This is a genomic window from Alkalihalophilus pseudofirmus, assembly GCF_029094545.1.
GTDB lineage: Bacteria > Bacillota > Bacilli > Bacillales > Bacillaceae_D > Alkalihalophilus > Alkalihalophilus pseudofirmus.
In genome coordinates this window covers 3,089,349-3,104,385 of record NZ_CP117835.1, presented here as the reverse complement: position 1 = coordinate 3,104,385, position 15,037 = coordinate 3,089,349, and the positions used below count along the sequence as shown (strand labels likewise).

Below are 15,037 nucleotides of genomic sequence, written 5' to 3'. Positions count from 1 at the left end.
TCTATTCTCTCGTTCTATCATTTCACCTCCGTTAATAGACTAGGAGTAAGAACATGTTGAAAGGAGCAGGTGCTGTATGGAGAGGGACAAGCGCACCATATCAATTCGCTTGAACAACAAAGAACAAGAATACAAAGAACATGAATACGATCTGCATGAAGAAGAACAAGAATACAAAAGCCAAGACCGAGTGTTTAATGAAGCAGAACAAGAAATTACGGCGGCTAGGGAGGAACGGCATGAAGAAGAGCTAGAGGATGCCCCGATACCCAAGCCTGATAATGTGATTGATTTTACCGAGCGGCAAACAGAGCGAGAGAAGGGGAAAGGTCCTTTTTGGGATGATGGAAACCGTGAAAGCGGACCGAAGCTTCCGGTCAATCGAAAAAAGAAATCACAGCGTTCGTTTACGTTTTCACTTCCCTCGCTGCCTAATTTTTCTTCGCTGAAATCATTTTCACTCATACCTATAGCCATTATATTATCTGCCATTATTGTCGGGGTTAGTTTCGGAGTCGTTGTGTTAAATGTCTTTACAGGGGGAGGGGAGAATGCAGCGGTAAGTGAGCCCATTCAACAAGCGAGTCCTGAGGCAGCACCTGCTTTCCAAGCGATAGACGGCGGTTTGCCCTCTTTAAGTGTAGAAGTGATTCAAGGAGGAGCATTCTCCACAGTTGAAAAGGGGCAAGAAATGGTGTCAGTGTTTCACAACAGCGGACTAGCTGCTGTGTTAACAGATACGACAGATCCTCTTTATTTGTTTGTTGGACTAGGGGCTGACAGGGGAGATACAACGTCGCTTGCTGCCATTCTAGAAAACGAAGGTAAAGAAACGTATTTAAAATCTTATCAAGTCAGCGGAGAAGGGTTAGCTGCTGCTAGTGAGAATTCAGCGGCATGGTATACCGATGCCTTATCTATCTTTAACAGCATGCTGACCCTCACGACAAACAGCCTTGCAAAAGGTTCTGGTATTTCAGATGCGGACATTCAAGCTGTTACAATGGAGCTGACGGCTCTTCATGAAGGAAGAGAAGAGGCGCTTGCAGAAATTCCTGAGGCGGCGCAAGCATCGACATTGCTGCTTGGTACCGAGCTTGATTCATCGCTAGGACATCTCGCTGGTTTTATCAATTCAAACGACCAAAAAGAATTATGGAAGGCTCAGCAGTCGTTGCTGCGTGTATTACTGGCATACGAGCAGGTCGTAGAATTTTATTAAGATCATTCAGCCTGAAAAGAAGACTCTCACTTCTTTTTAGGCTTTTTCGTTTGAATGTTCTGAATTCGATTGTGGTTATTAGGATTATTTGGTATTCTGTACATAACCTTGTACAATGAAGAAAAACATTGTTGAGGTGACCCTTCATGAAACCCTTTATTTTAGCCTCCGGTTCCCCAAGGCGCAAAGAGCTTCTTAAGCAGGCTCGTTATACATTTTCCATTCAAACAAGTGATGTAGATGAAACCGTAAATCCCCAGTTAACCCCAAGTGAAGTTGTTTGTGAACTCGCACGTAAAAAAGCTGAAGCTGTGGCAATAAATTATCCTGATGCGGTTGTGTTAGGTTCAGATACAGTCGTAGTGTGTAATGATCAGATTTTAGGTAAACCTAGTGACGCCGCGGATGCAAAAGCGATGCTCACTTCCTTATCTGACCGCGATCATTCCGTTCTGACAGGTGTAGCTATTTGTGAAAAGGGAGAAGTGACGACGTTTTTTGAAGAAACCGTTGTTCATTTTTATCCATTATCTGAAGAAGATATCGACCAATATATCGAAACAGGTGAACCCTTTGATAAAGCAGGAGGATATGGAATCCAAGGATTCGGTGCCTATTTAGTGCATTCGATTTCAGGAGACTACAATACAGTTGTCGGTCTGCCTTTAGCGAAAACGATGAGAGAACTCAAGCGCTTCAATATTCACCCTAATATTGATTCACCCTAATATTGATAATAAACGAACTGATCTTTGACAACCCCATACTCTTCTATACCGAAAGGAGAAAGACATGACGCTGCCCACCCTCCTCATTAGAGATCTTCCTACCCATCAAAGACCAAGAGAGAGAATGCTTAAAGAAGGCGCCAATGTATTAACCAATCAAGAGCTTCTCGCGATCCTTCTTCGAAATGGGACAAAAAAAGAGTCTGCCCTGCAGCTTGCCGGCAAAATGTTAGATTCGTTTGACGGACTGACTTTATTGCGGACAGCGACAATCGAAGAATTATGTCATATAAATGGAATTGGAACAGCGAAAGCAGTAGAGATCCAAGCAGTGATGGAACTCGGCAGACGGATCCACGCAGTCCCGACTGAAGAAAAATATGTGATACGTTCTCCTGAGGATGTGTCCAATTTTGTCATGGAAGATATGCGATTTTTAACGCAAGAGCATTTTATCGCTCTCTATTTGAATACGAAAAACCGTGTCATTCATCGTCATACCTTATTCATTGGCAGTCTGAACGCGAGTATTGTACACCCCAGAGAAGTGTTTAAAGAAGCGTTAAGACGCTCTGCTGCCTCAATCATTTGTTTGCATAATCATCCCTCAGGCGACCCCACTCCAAGCCTTGAAGATATAGAAGTGACTAAGCGGCTGAATGAAGCAGGCAAGGTATTAGGTGTCGAATTATTAGATCACGTCATTATCGGCGATCGCAAATTCATTAGTTTAAAAGAGCAGGGCCATATCATTTAGAAATAGATCATAGGTAGTTAAGGGTCTCATCAAGGGTAGATAGCCCTTTTGGTAGAAGTTCACGTGTTTCACATTATTTTAAAATGAAACAAAAGGTGGAAATTTTGTGTCGGGGAACTTAAGGCTATTTTTTTTGAGAAATGTTCGATATAATATTTGAGAAATGTTCGATATAATAAAGGTTATGATTTCAGATCAGTCTGAAGGGAGATACATAGATGTTTGGTGGGTTTTCAAAAGATATTGGAATTGATTTAGGAACAGCTAATACACTTGTTTATGTTAAAGGGAAAGGCATCGTAGTGCGTGAGCCGTCAGTGGTTGCATTACGTACAGATACAGGTTCAATTGAAGCAGTAGGAAATGATGCAAAGAATATGATTGGTCGTACTCCAGGAAATATTGTGGCTGTGCGTCCGATGAAAGACGGCGTTATCGCAGATTTTGATACAACAGCTACAATGATTAAGTATTTTATTCGCCAAACAGTTAAGAATCGTTCAGTTTTCACTCGTAAGCCTTCAGTGATGGTTTGTGTACCAACAGGGATTACAGCGGTTGAGAAACGCGCGGTAGAAGATGCAACCAAACAAGCGGGCGCAAAAGAGGCTTATACACTTGAAGAGCCGTTTGCAGCAGCGATTGGGGCAGATCTTCCTGTATGGGAGCCGACCGGGAGCATGGTTGTTGATATTGGCGGCGGTACAACTGAAGTAGCCATTATTTCACTTGGCGGAATTGTTACGAGCCAATCAATCCGTGTGGCTGGTGATGAGATGGATGATGCAATCATTCAGTATGTGAAAAAGAGATACAATTTGATGATTGGTGAACGTACAGCTGAGACGTTAAAGATGGAAATTGGAACAGCAGGAGCACCAGAAGGCGTAGATGATATGGATATCCGCGGACGTGATCTTGTCTCAGGACTTCCTAAGACCATCTCTGTAACAGCAGAAGAAATTTCCAAAGCTCTTGAAGATACAGTTACGACGATTGTAGAATCAGTGAAAAATACGCTTGAGCAATCACCGCCTGAGCTTGCAGCTGATATTATCGACCGCGGAATTGTACTAACAGGCGGCGGAGCTTTATTACGCAATCTTGACCGCGTATTAAGCGATGAAACAAACATGCCGGTAATCGTAGCTGAAAATCCGCTAGATTGTGTGGCCATCGGAACAGGCAGGGCGCTTGAAAATCTACATTTATTCCGTTCAAAAGCTGGGATAACGTCTCGTTCTGATAGAAAATCGTAAGTAGGTGTCTAGCATGCCATCCTTTTTCTCAAACAAAAAATTAATTATTCTTCTTGTCAGCATTATCATTTTGATGGCGCTGATTGGTTATTCGCTTTCTGATCGTGAGAATACAACACGGCCAGAGCAGTTTATGAGAGATACGGTTGGATGGGTGCAGTCTATGTTCTCAAAACCCGCACATTCTGTCGCGGGTTTCTTTGAGAGCGTATCTGATATTCGCAGCGTGTATGAAGAAAATAAACTTCTCAAATCACGTCTTGAAGAATACGCCCAAATCTCCGTAGAACGTAATTTACTTCGCGATGAGAATGAAACCTTGCGCGAAATGATCAACCTTGAAGAAAGTTTAAGTGATTACTTAATGAGACCAGCCGTTGTGATTCACCGTAATCCTGACCGCTGGAATGATTTTATTGCCATCAACCGCGGAAGCCAGCATGGCATTGAACCGAATATGGCGCTCGTTGATTCTCAAGGCGGCTTAATTGGTAAAGTGAAACGGACAAGTCAATTTAGTTCATTTGTGCAATTATTATCTGATAATGACAGGACCAACCGAGTCTCAGCGAAAATTGTCGGTGATCAAGCATTAAATGGTTTCATTGAAGGCTATGACGAGGATCGTGGTCTCCTCATTATGCGGAAGCTCGATATTGAGGCCGAGATCGAAGAAGAGCAAATGGTTACAACCTCTGGACTTGGGGGAGTGTACCCTGAAGGTTTATTAATCGGTGAAGTGGTTGAGGTAGAGCCGGATGAATACGGCTTGACTCAAAATGCCTATATTAAACCTACAGCAGATTACTATTCATTAAATTATGTTTACGTAATCGAGCGTACGAGTACCTCTGTTGATCCAGAGATATTAGAGGAGGATCAGTAGTGAGCCGTGCCTATCTTCCCACACTTTTATTGCTTGCTCTAGTCATTGAAGGAAGTTTATATCCATTTTTCATGCCGGAAAGATACGGTTCTGACCTCATCATGGTTCCGAGATTTCTTGTTGTACTGCTTGTGTTTATCGGGATCTTTACAGGAAGAAGCACAAGCTTAGTTTATGCGCTGTGCTTTGGGGTTATATATGATGTAGTGTATACCGAACTTTTAGGTGTGTATGTGTTTGGGTTTGCTGTTGTTGGTTACGTCTTTGCTTTGTCTTATAAGCAGATCCAAGATAGTATTCTCGTGCCAATTCTTCTTGCCCTTGTCGCTGTGGCATTATTTGATTATTATCAATATGGATTGTTTCGTTTAATCGGCATTACAGATATGGGCGGCCAAGCCTTTGTGTTTGACCGGCTTTTGCCTACCCTGCTTTTAAACGGAGCTTTAGCCATTGTGGTGCTCTATCCGGTGAAGAAACTTTGCATACATGTTCAGCATAACTCGAGGCTTCGTGAGCGTTAAGGCTCTAAATCGACAAAAACAAAAAAATATTAACAGAGTTCTAGTTAGGAAAGAGGGATTAGCCCCTTACATGTTGAATAAAACTATCAATCACCGATTTGAGCCTTTTTACTCATGTTCCTACTTGTTGAATAATTTGGTTGAACGAATGGGTCGAAGTAGACGGTCGAACGAATGAATGGAAACGACAGAAATCGATGCGAGATTCTTCCGATATTTTAGTAGTAAATAGATTTGAGACAGGCTTTAATGCGTGTGTGTCTGAGGTGAACGTTGAATGACGCAGAAAAAACAACATGTTACGATAAAAGGAACGAAAGATGGTCTGAACTTTTTATTAGATGACCGCTGTTCCTATGAAAGTTTACTAGAGGAACTGAAAGAAAAGCTTTCAACAAAGCATTACCAAGGATCAGATGAACCTGATGTGATGGTCAATGTGAAAGTAGGACATCGGTATTTAACAGAAGATCAAGCCGAAGAAATATCAAGCATTATAACGGAAGGCCGAAACCTGGCTATTGAAGAAATCCATTCAGATGTATTAACGAAAGCGGAAGCTGAGCTGTTAAGGCAGGAATCACAAGTCGTCACCCTTACAAAAATGGTTCGTTCCGGACAAGTTCTAAAAGTCCGAGGCGACCTTTTGTTAATTGGAGATGTGAACCCGAGCGGGACTGTGATGGCGACAGGAAATGTGTATATAATGGGTGCTCTAAAAGGAGTGGCTCATGCAGGTTTTGAAGGAGATACGAAAGCAGTTGTTGCAGCAGCACTTATGAGTCCCACGCAACTCAGGATTGCCGATCAGATTCACCAGTTTGATGAGGGTGACAAAGGAGTGGCAATGGCGAGTGCTTATCTTGATAGCGAGGCCGAGAGTTTTAAGCTTGAGAGAGTTCAAGACTTGATGCGTCAGCGTCCTAATCTTCAAAAGAATGATTCACAAATTATTGATGGATGAAGCGTGGTATAGAAAGGGGTCATGAGCATGGGAGAAGCAATAGTCATTACAAGTGGTAAAGGTGGCGTTGGAAAAACAACAACCTCTGCCAACATCGGTACTTCCCTTGCGCTTAATGGTAAGAAAGTTTGTCTTATTGATACTGATATCGGACTCAGAAACCTTGATGTGGTGATGGGGCTTGAAAACCGAATCATTTATGATTTAGTTGATGTCGTTGAAGGCCGCTGTAAACTGAAGCAAGCGTTAATTAAGGACAAGCGTTTTGAATGTTTATATTTGCTTCCAGCAGCTCAAACAAAAGATAAGCTTTCAGTTGAACCTGAACAAATGAAAGAAATCGTAAACGAATTAAAACAAGAATACGATTATGTATTAATTGATTGTCCGGCAGGGATTGAACAAGGATTTAAAAATGCAGTAGCCGGAGCAGACAAAGCAATTGTTGTTACCACTCCTGAGGTTTCTGCAGTTCGTGATGCCGATCGTATTATTGGACTTTTAGAACAAGAAGAGATTGAAGCTCCTAAGCTAGTTGTAAATAGAATCCGCGGGCATATGATGAAAAACGGAGAAATGCTTGATGTGGATGAAATTTCTTCGATTTTAGCAATTGATTTAATTGGAATCGTTGTAGATGATGAAGATGTCATCAAATACTCCAATAAAGGAGAACCGATCGCCTTACATACTGGAAGTAAAGCATCTATTGCATACCGCAATATTGCTAGACGAATTTTAGGTGAAGCTGTTCCGTTAATGTCTTTAGAAGAGGAAAAGGGACTCTTTGCAAAAATTAAACAATTTTTTGGCGTTCGTTAAACCACCTGTTCTCGGGTGGTTTTTTCTTGCTTATCTTTATGTTTAATCACTTCAACAAAGGGTATTCTATCTCTAGAGTTAAACTAGAAGGAGTGATTATGTTGGGTAAGAAGATTGCAGTAGTTGTCACAGACTTATTTGAGGATGTTGAATACACAGATCCGGTTCATGCTTTTAAGGAAGCAGGACATGACATTGTAACGGTTGAAAAAGAATCAGGCAATAAAGTAACAGGCAAAAATGATGATGAAACTGTAACAATTGATAAAGGAATTGACGATGTTTCTCCAGGTGACTTTGATGCCCTCTTTATTCCAGGAGGCTTCTCACCTGATATTTTACGCGGTGATGACCGTTTTGTTCAATTTGCTAAATCGTTTGTAGATGATGGCAAGCCTGTTATGGCGATCTGTCATGGTCCGCAGTTACTCATAACAGCAGAAGTATTGAAAGACAGAGATGTGACTGGATTCAAGTCCATTCATGTAGATTTGAAAAATGCAGGAGCGAAACTGCATGATGAGGAAGTAGTCGTTTGCGGCGGTAACTTAGTCACAAGCCGAACGCCAGATGACCTTCCAGCATTTAACCGAGAATCATTAAAGGTATTAGGATAAAAAGATGCCCCCATTTTATTGGGGGCATTCGTTCTGTTAAGCGCGGTGATAGTCACCATTTTTACCGCCGCTCTTGTGGCTTAAGTACGTTTGGCCGATCACCATTCCTTTATCTAATGCTTTACACATGTCATAAACGGTAAGAGCCGTAGCACTGGCAGCTGTTAATGCTTCCATTTCTACTCCCGTTTTCCCTTTTGTCTTCACCTCAGCTTCGATCTTGAGCACCCATTTTTGTTCTTGCTGTTCCCATGAAAAGCGGATGTTGATGCCAGTAAGGGAGAGTGGGTGGCACATCGGGATCCATTGTGACGTGTTTTTAGCCGCCATAATACCAGCCACTTGGGCAACAGAGAGAACATCACCTTTTCCAATCTTTCCTTCCTCAATCTTTTGATGAATCTCATTTGTTACTTCAATGCTTGTATGAGCAATGGCTGTTCTTGTTGTTTCTTGTTTATCAGAAATATCAACCATTTTGGCGCGTCCTTGTTCATTAAAATGGGTCAGTTCACTCATCCTAGTTCATCGCTCCTTTTTAACCTGCTTTCCCGTCATTTGAGGGGATTGCCTTTTGTTGTTGGATATCTGTGTTATCATAATGGAAAAGTTATTTTTTTGTCAATTTAGGGGGAATCAACATGTCAGTAGAACAACATAAGAAAGAAGCGCCAGCTGAAGTGCGTTGTATGATTTTAACGGTTTCAGATACTAAGTCGTATGATACAGATAAAAGCGGAACGTTAATCCGTGAAATGTTAGAAGAGGGCGGACATAGTGTAACAGAGTACCAGATTGTACGTGACGAGTACAGCCAAATCCAGCATTGGTTAAAGATTGCAGCGAGCCGTGCTGATATTGATGCCATTTTAATTAACGGCGGTACAGGGATCGCATTGCGTGATACTACGTATGAAGCCGTTCGTGACAGTTTGGATAAAGAAATGCCTGGGTTTGGAGAAGTGTTCCGTTATTTAAGCTTTGTCGAAGATATTGGAACAGCAGCTATTTTAAGCCGCGCGATTGCTGGTGTCAGAGATGGAAAAGCTATCTTTTCAATGCCAGGATCACCAGGTGCGGTGAAGCTTGCAATGGACAGAATCATTGTGCCAGAGCTTGGCCATGTGATGAGAGAGATTTTAAAAGATCGTTAATAGTAACGATACAGACGAGGCCGCAACGATGATTTGCGGCCTTATTCCGCTTTAATAAAACTATTTTCTTTTGTATAATAAAAGGAATTTCTTATGTGTAAAAAAGAGAGTCCTGTTGATAAAAAGATAGAAAGATAGAAAGATAGCGAGGTGTTTTATTTGGTAGAAAGAAGAAAGCCGATCGCAGTTTCTGAAGCGGTTACACGAGTGATGAAGTACATAAAAGAAGGAAGAGTAGAGATGATATCCATTGATGAGTGTGATGGATACTATTTAGCGGAAGAAATAAAGGCAGATCATGATGTGCCGCCTTTTGACAAATCTCCATATGATGGATTTGCCATCCGTGCCGAAGATACGGTTTCTGCAACAAGAGAACACCCTGTCATTTTAGAAGTAATTGAAGAAATAGGGGCAGGGTCGGTTGCTTCCAAAACCTTGAAAGAGGGAGAAGCCATCCGGATTATGACAGGCGCTCAAATTCCAGCTGCTGCAGATGCGGTGGTGCAGTTTGAGTTAACAAGAGAGTTTAAAGAAGCTGAGCGGGATTTTATAGAAATTAAGCGTTCGTTCCTAGCAGGGGATAATGTGTCAAAGCAAGGTGAAGATACGACCAAAGGATCTAAATTAGTTTCAAAAGGAGCTAAAATCACACCCGGGGTCAAGGCGCTGCTTGCAACGTTTGGATATGCAAAGGTACCAGTGTATCAGAAACCCAAAGTGGGAATCTTTGCGACAGGAACAGAACTGCTTGATGTGGGTGATGAACTTGTACCTGGAAAGATCCGTAACAGCAATGCCTATATGACCGCCGGACAGCTTAAAAAAGCGGGAGCAGAGCCTGTTTATTTTGGGAAGCTGGTAGATGATTTTGATCAATGCTATGAAGCATTAAGCAATGCCGTCGATCAAGTTGATTTTTTAATCACAACTGGCGGAGTATCTGTAGGCGATTATGATTATCTGCCTGCCATTTATGAGAAGTTAGGAGCAGAGGTGTTATTTAATAAGGTTGGGATGAGGCCAGGTAGTGTGACAACGGTCGCGGCACTTGGCGATAAACTGTTGTTCGGTTTATCGGGCAACCCGTCGGCATGCTATGTCGGCTTTGAGCTTTTTGTTCGTCCGATCCTTCTATCTAGCTTCAGCCATGACAAGCCTCATCTGCAAAAAGAGCGAGCAGTGTTGGACGCAGACTTTCCTAAACCAAACCCGTTTACCCGTTTTGTCCGCAGCAGGGTAAGCATTAAAGAAGGGCGTCTTCACGTGATTCCTACCGGTCTTGATAAATCAGGTTCTGTTACCTCGCTTAGTGATGCCAATGCTTTGATCGTACTGCCGGGCGGGACAAGAGGATTTACAACTGGAATGAATGTTGAGGTGCTCTTATTAGATGGTGAGGGAAGCAAGTGGCCGTGGGAGTAAATTCTATCATTCAAGTGGTAGGGTATAAAAACAGCGGAAAAACAACGTTAATCGAGAAAGTCATTGCTGACCTAGCTGAAAGAGGTTTGAGGATAGGAACAATCAAGCACCACGGACATGCGACCAAGCTTGTATCTTTAGATTCTGGCACAGACTCATGGAAACATCGTCAAGCTGGTGCGGCTGCAAGTCTCGTCATGAATGAAGATGGTGCTCTGCAATTGCAGGCGGCCCAAGAACAAAAGCCATCACTAGATCAACTGCTCACAATGTATCAAACTCTTGATCTTGATGGAGTCCTTGTGGAAGGGTTTAAGCAAGAAGATTACCCAAAACTAATCATTGTAAAAGAAGAGAGTGATCTTAAGCTAGTCGATACATTAAAACAGGTAGAAGCAATTGTGACTGCCTTGCCAATAAAGAGAGTGGACTTGCCGGTGTTTCATTTAAATGATGCCGCACGGATTAGTGAATGGATTATAACGCGTTGGGAGAAGAAATAATGGAGAATTTATACGAGATTACAAGAGATCCAATTAGTATAGAAGCAATTGTGAAAAAGGTAGAACATCCTCATGCAGGTGCGATTAATACATTCATCGGCACGGTTCGAGAGCTTACACATGGAAAGCGTACGATTTATTTGGCCTATGAAGCGTATGAGTCAATGGCAATTAAAAAGCTTGCCCAAATTGGGGAGGAAATTAAAAAAAAGTGGCCGGATACAAGAGTAGCCATCACTCATCGGATCGGGCAGCTTGAAATTAGTGAAATAGCTGTTGTGATTGCGGTCTCTACTCCTCACCGTAACGATTCCTATGAAGCGAGCCGTTATGCGATTGAGCGCATTAAAGAGATTGTGCCGATCTGGAAGAAGGAGCATTGGGAAGACGGGGAAAAATGGATGGGCGATCAGCTTGAAAAAGTAGCCTATCCAACTGGTAAACCACCTAAAGGAGACGAATGATGATTACGTTATTATTATTTGCTGAGTTAGCTGAGCGTCTGAACACAAAAGAAATGCAAATCGATGCTTCAGGAAAAACGCTTAAAGAAGTGAAAGAAATGGTAAAAGAGAAGCACGCGGGAATTGAGCATGTGATTGATCAATCGATGGTTGCTGTAAACGAAGAGTATGCAGAAGATACTGAAGTCCTTAAAGACGGTGATGTGATTGCATTTATTCCTCCAGTTAGCGGCGGATGAAAATGGATAGAAATAAAAGCAAGGTTTCTAAACTCAGAAACCTTGCTTTTTTGTTAGCTGCGATGCTGCTCATAGGTAGAGGCTTTTGTAAGAGATTTTAGCCATGTTACCTGTTCTGCGGTTAATGGATTTGTTTCTACTGCGCGCACATTATCCTCAATTTGTTCGATACTGCTAGCCCCGCATACGACAGCGGCAACAGTTGGGTGCGCCAGACAGTAATGCAAAGCAAGCTCAGACAATGGGCGTTTGAATTCATCATGAAATGAAAGTTTATCGAGCACCACTTTTAATTCCTCAAATGTGTAGTCCAGATAACCATCTTTTTGGATTTTTTCTCCTGCGGCGCTTAGAGGTTTTTTGGCTAATAATCCTTTAGCGAGCGGCCCTCTTGCGACAACAGAGGTTTGGTGGTCATCTAATAGAGAAAACCACTCCTCAGCGCGGCGGTCAAGCAAGCTGTACTGCATCATCACACTTTCTACATTCGAACGTTTCACATATTCTTTAATCACATTAGGTCTAATCGAAGAGATTCCGTAATGGCGGATTACCCCTTCTTGTTTCAATTCTTCAAACGCTTCAATGGTCTCGTCAATCGGGTCTTCAATGGTTCCGCCGTGAAGCTGATAGAGGTCAATGTAATCTGTTTGCAGACGGGTTAAACTGTCTTTCACGGCTGATTTAATATGCTTTTTAGAAGGATCCCATTCCCAGCCTTCCCTGTCCCTCTCAAACCGATTGCCAGCTTTCGTTGCAAGGATCAGATCATTTCTACGGTGCTTAATGGCATTGCCGACAAATTGTTCGTTTAATCCTTTATCATAAAGGTCGGCTGTATCAAAATAATTGATACCAGCATCTAGGGCCGCATCGATAATTTGAGTGGCATAATTTTGGTCTGTTCCAAGCGACATACAGCCAAGTCCTATTTCACTTACTTCTAAATCTGTTGTTCCTATTTTTCTTTTTTTCAACACATATCTCTCCTTTAATCTAGTTTTGCTTCTGGCCAGTCTTCTGGTTTGTTGACATTGTGAAACGCTTCCGGATCGAATGAAGAATCAGCTGCTAAGTAGGTATCTGCCGCTTCTAGCAAGGCTCCTACTTTATATATTTCTTGATCTAGCAGCTGGCTGATCGTATGCTGCAGACTTTTATGGTAGAGACCGATTAATGGCTGTTTTCGTCCTTCTATAATCGGAATAATGGCTTGTGAAGTTGTTTCCTGTTGTATCTTAATCAGCTTTTTATAGACATCTGTATGTATATAAGGTGTATCACAAGGAGCTGTTACATACCACTCAGCATCTTTTGTACTCATTGCTGTGTATAATCCGGCTAATGGTCCTAACCCTTGATATTTAGGGTGGTCTAGAACAACGGATGTTTTTGTCTTGGCTTTAATGTCTTTTAAGATAGCAGGATGGCAGATAATGAGCTGTTCTTCAGTTAGGTCCTTCAATGCGTCTAAACTATGCATGAAAAATGGCTTGCTCTGATAGTGTGCTAGGGCTTTTTGGCGCCCATATCTTCTTGACTGTCCTCCAGCCAAAACAACTCCAAGGTATTTTCTCTCCATAAGAACCCTCCTTATTTCCTATTCCCAATTCTGTCATATCAAAAACGGACAAGTCATATAGTTATTGTAACAAGTTAAAGGTAAAGGTGGAATGAGGGATGTCTAAGCAGCTGAATAAAGTCAAAAAGCGTTTAGAGTCAAGGAGAAGAGAGATACAGGGGAATGTAAAACAAAGAGAAAGAACCGCTCCGATGCTTGTTCATAAGCATGAGGATGCAAGAGAAGAGCCTGATTTTTACGTCGAACCAGGATCGTTTAAAAGTACTCCGCCATTAAAGAAGGGACAAGATCATTTCTTAATCCGGGCTATGCTCTCTGTCTGCATCTTTCTTATCATTGCCATCATGTTTAAAACAGGAGCTCCTCAATTTGAAGGAGTCAGACAGTTTGTGAAAGGTTCGTATGAACAAGAATTTCAATTTGCTGCTGTGGCCAATTGGTATGAAAATCAATTTGGACGGCCGCTGGCTCTATTGCCAGAGCCAAGAGATGTGGCGTTAGGTGACGTAAATGAAGAGGAACCGGAAGCGGAGATGGTCTATGCCGTACCAGCATCCGGCCAGATTAGTGAAGGCTTTGAACAGAATGGACGAGGCGTCTATATTGAAACAGGCGCTAATACAAGTATAGAAGCGGCAAAGGGCGGCTATGTAATTACTGTAGGCGGCATCGATGATGAGGAGATTGGCAAGGCTGTTGTCGTGCAGCATTATGATGGAACCGAATCAATCTATGGGCTGTTAAATGACATTCATGTAAATATGTATGACCACATTCAAGCCGGCCATGAGATTGGCACGGTATCAACTAATGAGGAAGGGAGAGGAGTCTATTACTTTGCTTTAAAACAGGGAGATCAGTACATTGATCCTAGTGATGTGATTTCATTTGAGTAGTCTATGGTATCTGCTCTCTAAAATGAAGATCAATCCCTTCTTCTGGGTCGTGCTTGGAGGAGGGGTAATCACTGGATATTTTCGTGAAGTGCTTCTCGTTTTTGCAATCGTGTTTATACATGAAATGGGTCATGCGATAGCAGCTCATTCGTTTAAGTGGAGGATTCACAAAATTGAGCTGCTCCCTTTTGGCGGAGTAGCGGAGGTGGAAGACAGCGGGAACCGGCCGATAAAAGAAGAGTTGATTGTCATTCTCGCAGGGCCGCTTCAGCATGTTTGGATGATTGGATTATCTTATATCCTGCTTTATCTGGACGTATGGTCGCAGTCTACACATGAATTATTTGTTTGGCATAACCTCACCATTTTGCTCGTTAATTTAGCTCCTATCTTGCCGCTTGATGGAGGAAGGTTCATTCAATTGCTGTACATGAAGTATTTCTCTTATCATATGGCATTAATAAGATCGTGGTCTGCCTCTTGTGCAGTGTTGGGAGTGGTTACGATCTTTAGTGCAGCGCTATTTCCCTTTCATTTAAATTTATGGGTCGTATTAAGCTTTCTGATGATCGTTCATTATCTGGAGTGGAAGCAGAGGCATTATCGAATGATGCGATTTTTAATTGGAAGACCTAAAACCGAAAAGGTTCCAAAAAAGAAAATCAAATCTGTGGCTGTATCAGGACAGCTCTCCCTCTTTGACGGAATCAAAAAAATGTATAGAGGATATATTCATGAATTTCACTATCTTGATCCTGCGACGAAAAAGAGGGTCACGGTTTGCGAGGCACAAGTGTTGGATGCCCTTATTCAAAAAAAACAGTGGCAGATAACATTTGCTGAGCTGGCATCAAGGTAAGAGAAGCGGCTGAATGCTGACCGCTTCTCTTTGTTGTACAGTTATTAGTTCTTTGGATTAGTTGTGTAATCGAAAGACTGCATAAAAGGCTGTGATAAGGTACAATAAAAGGGACGGAATTGGACGTAAGGAGGGT

19 protein-coding genes are annotated in these 15,037 nt (G+C 42.2%); 16 read left to right on the top strand and 3 right to left on the bottom strand.

The genetic code is table 11. From position 1 onward, the window contains the following. Positions 1 to 76: 76 nt before the first annotated feature. The 9 genes from PQ478_RS16565 (at position 77) to PQ478_RS16525 (ending at position 7,779) form a co-directional block, all read left to right on the top strand. Positions 77 to 1,222, top strand: coding sequence for a hypothetical protein (locus PQ478_RS16565; RefSeq protein WP_289234895.1), 1,146 nt, complete (start codon positions 77 to 79; stop codon positions 1,220 to 1,222). 146 nt (positions 1,223 to 1,368) lie between these two features. Beyond that, the gene (locus PQ478_RS16560) at positions 1,369 to 1,950 is read left to right on the top strand and encodes a Maf family protein (RefSeq protein WP_289234894.1); all 582 of its coding nucleotides are present in this window, start codon (positions 1,369 to 1,371) and stop codon (positions 1,948 to 1,950) included. A 64-nt stretch (positions 1,951 to 2,014) separates the two neighbouring features. Continuing rightward, positions 2,015 to 2,707 (top strand): RadC family protein, encoded by a 693-nt coding sequence (gene radC, locus PQ478_RS16555; protein ID WP_012959909.1) that lies wholly within the window; start codon positions 2,015 to 2,017, stop codon positions 2,705 to 2,707. A gap of 218 nt (positions 2,708 to 2,925) precedes the next feature. Beyond that, positions 2,926 to 3,966, top strand: coding sequence for a rod shape-determining protein (locus PQ478_RS16550; protein WP_012959908.1), 1,041 nt, complete (start codon positions 2,926 to 2,928; stop codon positions 3,964 to 3,966). A gap of 13 nt (positions 3,967 to 3,979) precedes the next feature. Next, the gene (gene mreC / locus PQ478_RS16545) at positions 3,980 to 4,852 is read left to right on the top strand and encodes a rod shape-determining protein MreC (protein WP_075681300.1); all 873 of its coding nucleotides are present in this window, start codon (positions 3,980 to 3,982) and stop codon (positions 4,850 to 4,852) included. Continuing rightward, on the top strand, positions 4,852 to 5,376 hold the full coding sequence (gene mreD, locus PQ478_RS16540; protein WP_289234893.1) for a rod shape-determining protein MreD: 525 nt from the start codon (positions 4,852 to 4,854) through the stop codon (positions 5,374 to 5,376). The genes mreC and mreD overlap by 1 nt, the downstream gene beginning before the upstream one ends. 277 nt (positions 5,377 to 5,653) lie before the next feature. Continuing rightward, positions 5,654 to 6,340: a septum site-determining protein MinC gene (minC, locus tag PQ478_RS16535; RefSeq protein WP_012959905.1), complete on the top strand. Its 687-nt coding sequence runs from the start codon at positions 5,654 to 5,656 to the stop codon at positions 6,338 to 6,340. Positions 6,341 to 6,367: 27 nt separating this feature from the next. Next, entirely contained in the window at positions 6,368 to 7,162 is a 795-nt protein-coding gene (gene minD, locus PQ478_RS16530) for a septum site-determining protein MinD (protein ID WP_012959904.1), read from the top strand. 101 nt (positions 7,163 to 7,263) lie between these two features. Further along, on the top strand, positions 7,264 to 7,779 hold the full coding sequence (locus PQ478_RS16525; protein WP_289237002.1) for a type 1 glutamine amidotransferase domain-containing protein: 516 nt from the start codon (positions 7,264 to 7,266) through the stop codon (positions 7,777 to 7,779). Positions 7,780 to 7,815: 36 nt separating this feature from the next. Here PQ478_RS16525 and moaC read toward each other — a convergent pair whose 3' ends face one another. Next, the gene (gene moaC, locus PQ478_RS16520; RefSeq protein ID WP_289234892.1) at positions 7,816 to 8,298 is read right to left on the bottom strand and encodes a cyclic pyranopterin monophosphate synthase MoaC; all 483 of its coding nucleotides are present in this window, start codon (positions 8,296 to 8,298) and stop codon (positions 7,816 to 7,818) included. A 122-nt stretch (positions 8,299 to 8,420) separates the two neighbouring features. Here moaC and PQ478_RS16515 point away from each other — a divergent pair, with 122 nt between their 5' ends. The 5 genes from PQ478_RS16515 to moaD all read left to right on the top strand — a co-directional run bounded on the left by PQ478_RS16515 (position 8,421) and on the right by moaD (position 11,564). Next, entirely contained in the window at positions 8,421 to 8,933 is a 513-nt protein-coding gene (locus PQ478_RS16515; protein ID WP_012959901.1) for a MogA/MoaB family molybdenum cofactor biosynthesis protein, read from the top strand. Positions 8,934 to 9,092: 159 nt separating this feature from the next. Next, positions 9,093 to 10,358, top strand: coding sequence for a molybdopterin molybdotransferase MoeA (locus tag PQ478_RS16510; RefSeq protein ID WP_289234891.1), 1,266 nt, complete (start codon positions 9,093 to 9,095; stop codon positions 10,356 to 10,358). Beyond that, a complete protein-coding gene (gene mobB, locus PQ478_RS16505; RefSeq protein ID WP_289234890.1) occupies positions 10,349 to 10,861 on the top strand; it encodes a molybdopterin-guanine dinucleotide biosynthesis protein B in 513 nt (170 codons plus the stop codon). The genes PQ478_RS16510 and mobB overlap by 10 nt, the downstream gene beginning before the upstream one ends. Continuing rightward, positions 10,861 to 11,325, top strand: coding sequence for a molybdenum cofactor biosynthesis protein MoaE (locus PQ478_RS16500; RefSeq protein ID WP_289234889.1), 465 nt, complete (start codon positions 10,861 to 10,863; stop codon positions 11,323 to 11,325). Before mobB ends, PQ478_RS16500 begins: the two co-directional genes overlap by 1 nt. Further along, positions 11,322 to 11,564 carry a molybdopterin converting factor subunit 1 gene (gene moaD, locus PQ478_RS16495; RefSeq protein WP_354004540.1) on the top strand — a complete coding sequence of 81 codons (243 nt, stop codon included), beginning with the start codon at positions 11,322 to 11,324 and terminating at the stop codon, positions 11,562 to 11,564. The genes PQ478_RS16500 and moaD overlap by 4 nt, the downstream gene beginning before the upstream one ends. Before the next feature lie 53 nt (positions 11,565 to 11,617). On the opposite strand, the gene PQ478_RS16490 is transcribed toward moaD, so the two are convergent. Beyond that, positions 11,618 to 12,541: an aldo/keto reductase gene (locus PQ478_RS16490; protein ID WP_289234888.1), complete on the bottom strand. Its 924-nt coding sequence runs from the start codon at positions 12,539 to 12,541 to the stop codon at positions 11,618 to 11,620. 14 nt (positions 12,542 to 12,555) lie between these two features. After that, positions 12,556 to 13,146, bottom strand: a complete 591-nt coding sequence (locus PQ478_RS16485) for a molybdenum cofactor guanylyltransferase (RefSeq protein WP_289234887.1) — start codon at positions 13,144 to 13,146, stop codon at positions 12,556 to 12,558. A gap of 98 nt (positions 13,147 to 13,244) precedes the next feature. Between PQ478_RS16485 and PQ478_RS16480 the strand changes: the two genes are divergently transcribed. Further along, entirely contained in the window at positions 13,245 to 14,042 is a 798-nt protein-coding gene (locus PQ478_RS16480) for a M23 family metallopeptidase (protein WP_012959894.1), read from the top strand. Beyond that, positions 14,035 to 14,901, top strand: coding sequence for a M50 family metallopeptidase (locus PQ478_RS16475; RefSeq protein WP_289234886.1), 867 nt, complete (start codon positions 14,035 to 14,037; stop codon positions 14,899 to 14,901). Before PQ478_RS16480 ends, PQ478_RS16475 begins: the two co-directional genes overlap by 8 nt. The last annotated feature ends 136 nt before the right edge of the window (positions 14,902 to 15,037 follow it).

What these genes read in the sequence shown, in the direction of transcription:
- mreC (WP_075681300.1), top strand. Translation starts at nt 3,980, where the DNA reads ATGCCATCCTTTTTCTCAAACAAAAAATTAATTATTCTTCTTGTCAGC.
- PQ478_RS16500 (WP_289234889.1), top strand. Translation starts at nt 10,861, where the DNA reads ATGGAGAATTTATACGAGATTACAAGAGATCCAATTAGTATAGAAGCA.
- radC (WP_012959909.1), top strand. Translation starts at nt 2,015, where the DNA reads ATGACGCTGCCCACCCTCCTCATTAGAGATCTTCCTACCCATCAAAGA.
- moaC (WP_289234892.1), bottom strand. Translation starts at nt 8,298, where the DNA reads ATGAGTGAACTGACCCATTTTAATGAACAAGGACGCGCCAAAATGGTT.
- minC (WP_012959905.1), top strand. Translation starts at nt 5,654, where the DNA reads ATGACGCAGAAAAAACAACATGTTACGATAAAAGGAACGAAAGATGGT.
- moaD (WP_354004540.1), top strand. Translation starts at nt 11,322, where the DNA reads ATGATGATTACGTTATTATTATTTGCTGAGTTAGCTGAGCGTCTGAAC.
- PQ478_RS16550 (WP_012959908.1), top strand. Translation starts at nt 2,926, where the DNA reads ATGTTTGGTGGGTTTTCAAAAGATATTGGAATTGATTTAGGAACAGCT.
- PQ478_RS16480 (WP_012959894.1), top strand. Translation starts at nt 13,245, where the DNA reads ATGTCTAAGCAGCTGAATAAAGTCAAAAAGCGTTTAGAGTCAAGGAGA.
- minD (WP_012959904.1), top strand. Translation starts at nt 6,368, where the DNA reads ATGGGAGAAGCAATAGTCATTACAAGTGGTAAAGGTGGCGTTGGAAAA.
- PQ478_RS16565 (WP_289234895.1), top strand. Translation starts at nt 77, where the DNA reads ATGGAGAGGGACAAGCGCACCATATCAATTCGCTTGAACAACAAAGAA.
- PQ478_RS16515 (WP_012959901.1), top strand. Translation starts at nt 8,421, where the DNA reads ATGTCAGTAGAACAACATAAGAAAGAAGCGCCAGCTGAAGTGCGTTGT.
- PQ478_RS16560 (WP_289234894.1), top strand. Translation starts at nt 1,369, where the DNA reads ATGAAACCCTTTATTTTAGCCTCCGGTTCCCCAAGGCGCAAAGAGCTT.
- PQ478_RS16485 (WP_289234887.1), bottom strand. Translation starts at nt 13,146, where the DNA reads ATGGAGAGAAAATACCTTGGAGTTGTTTTGGCTGGAGGACAGTCAAGA.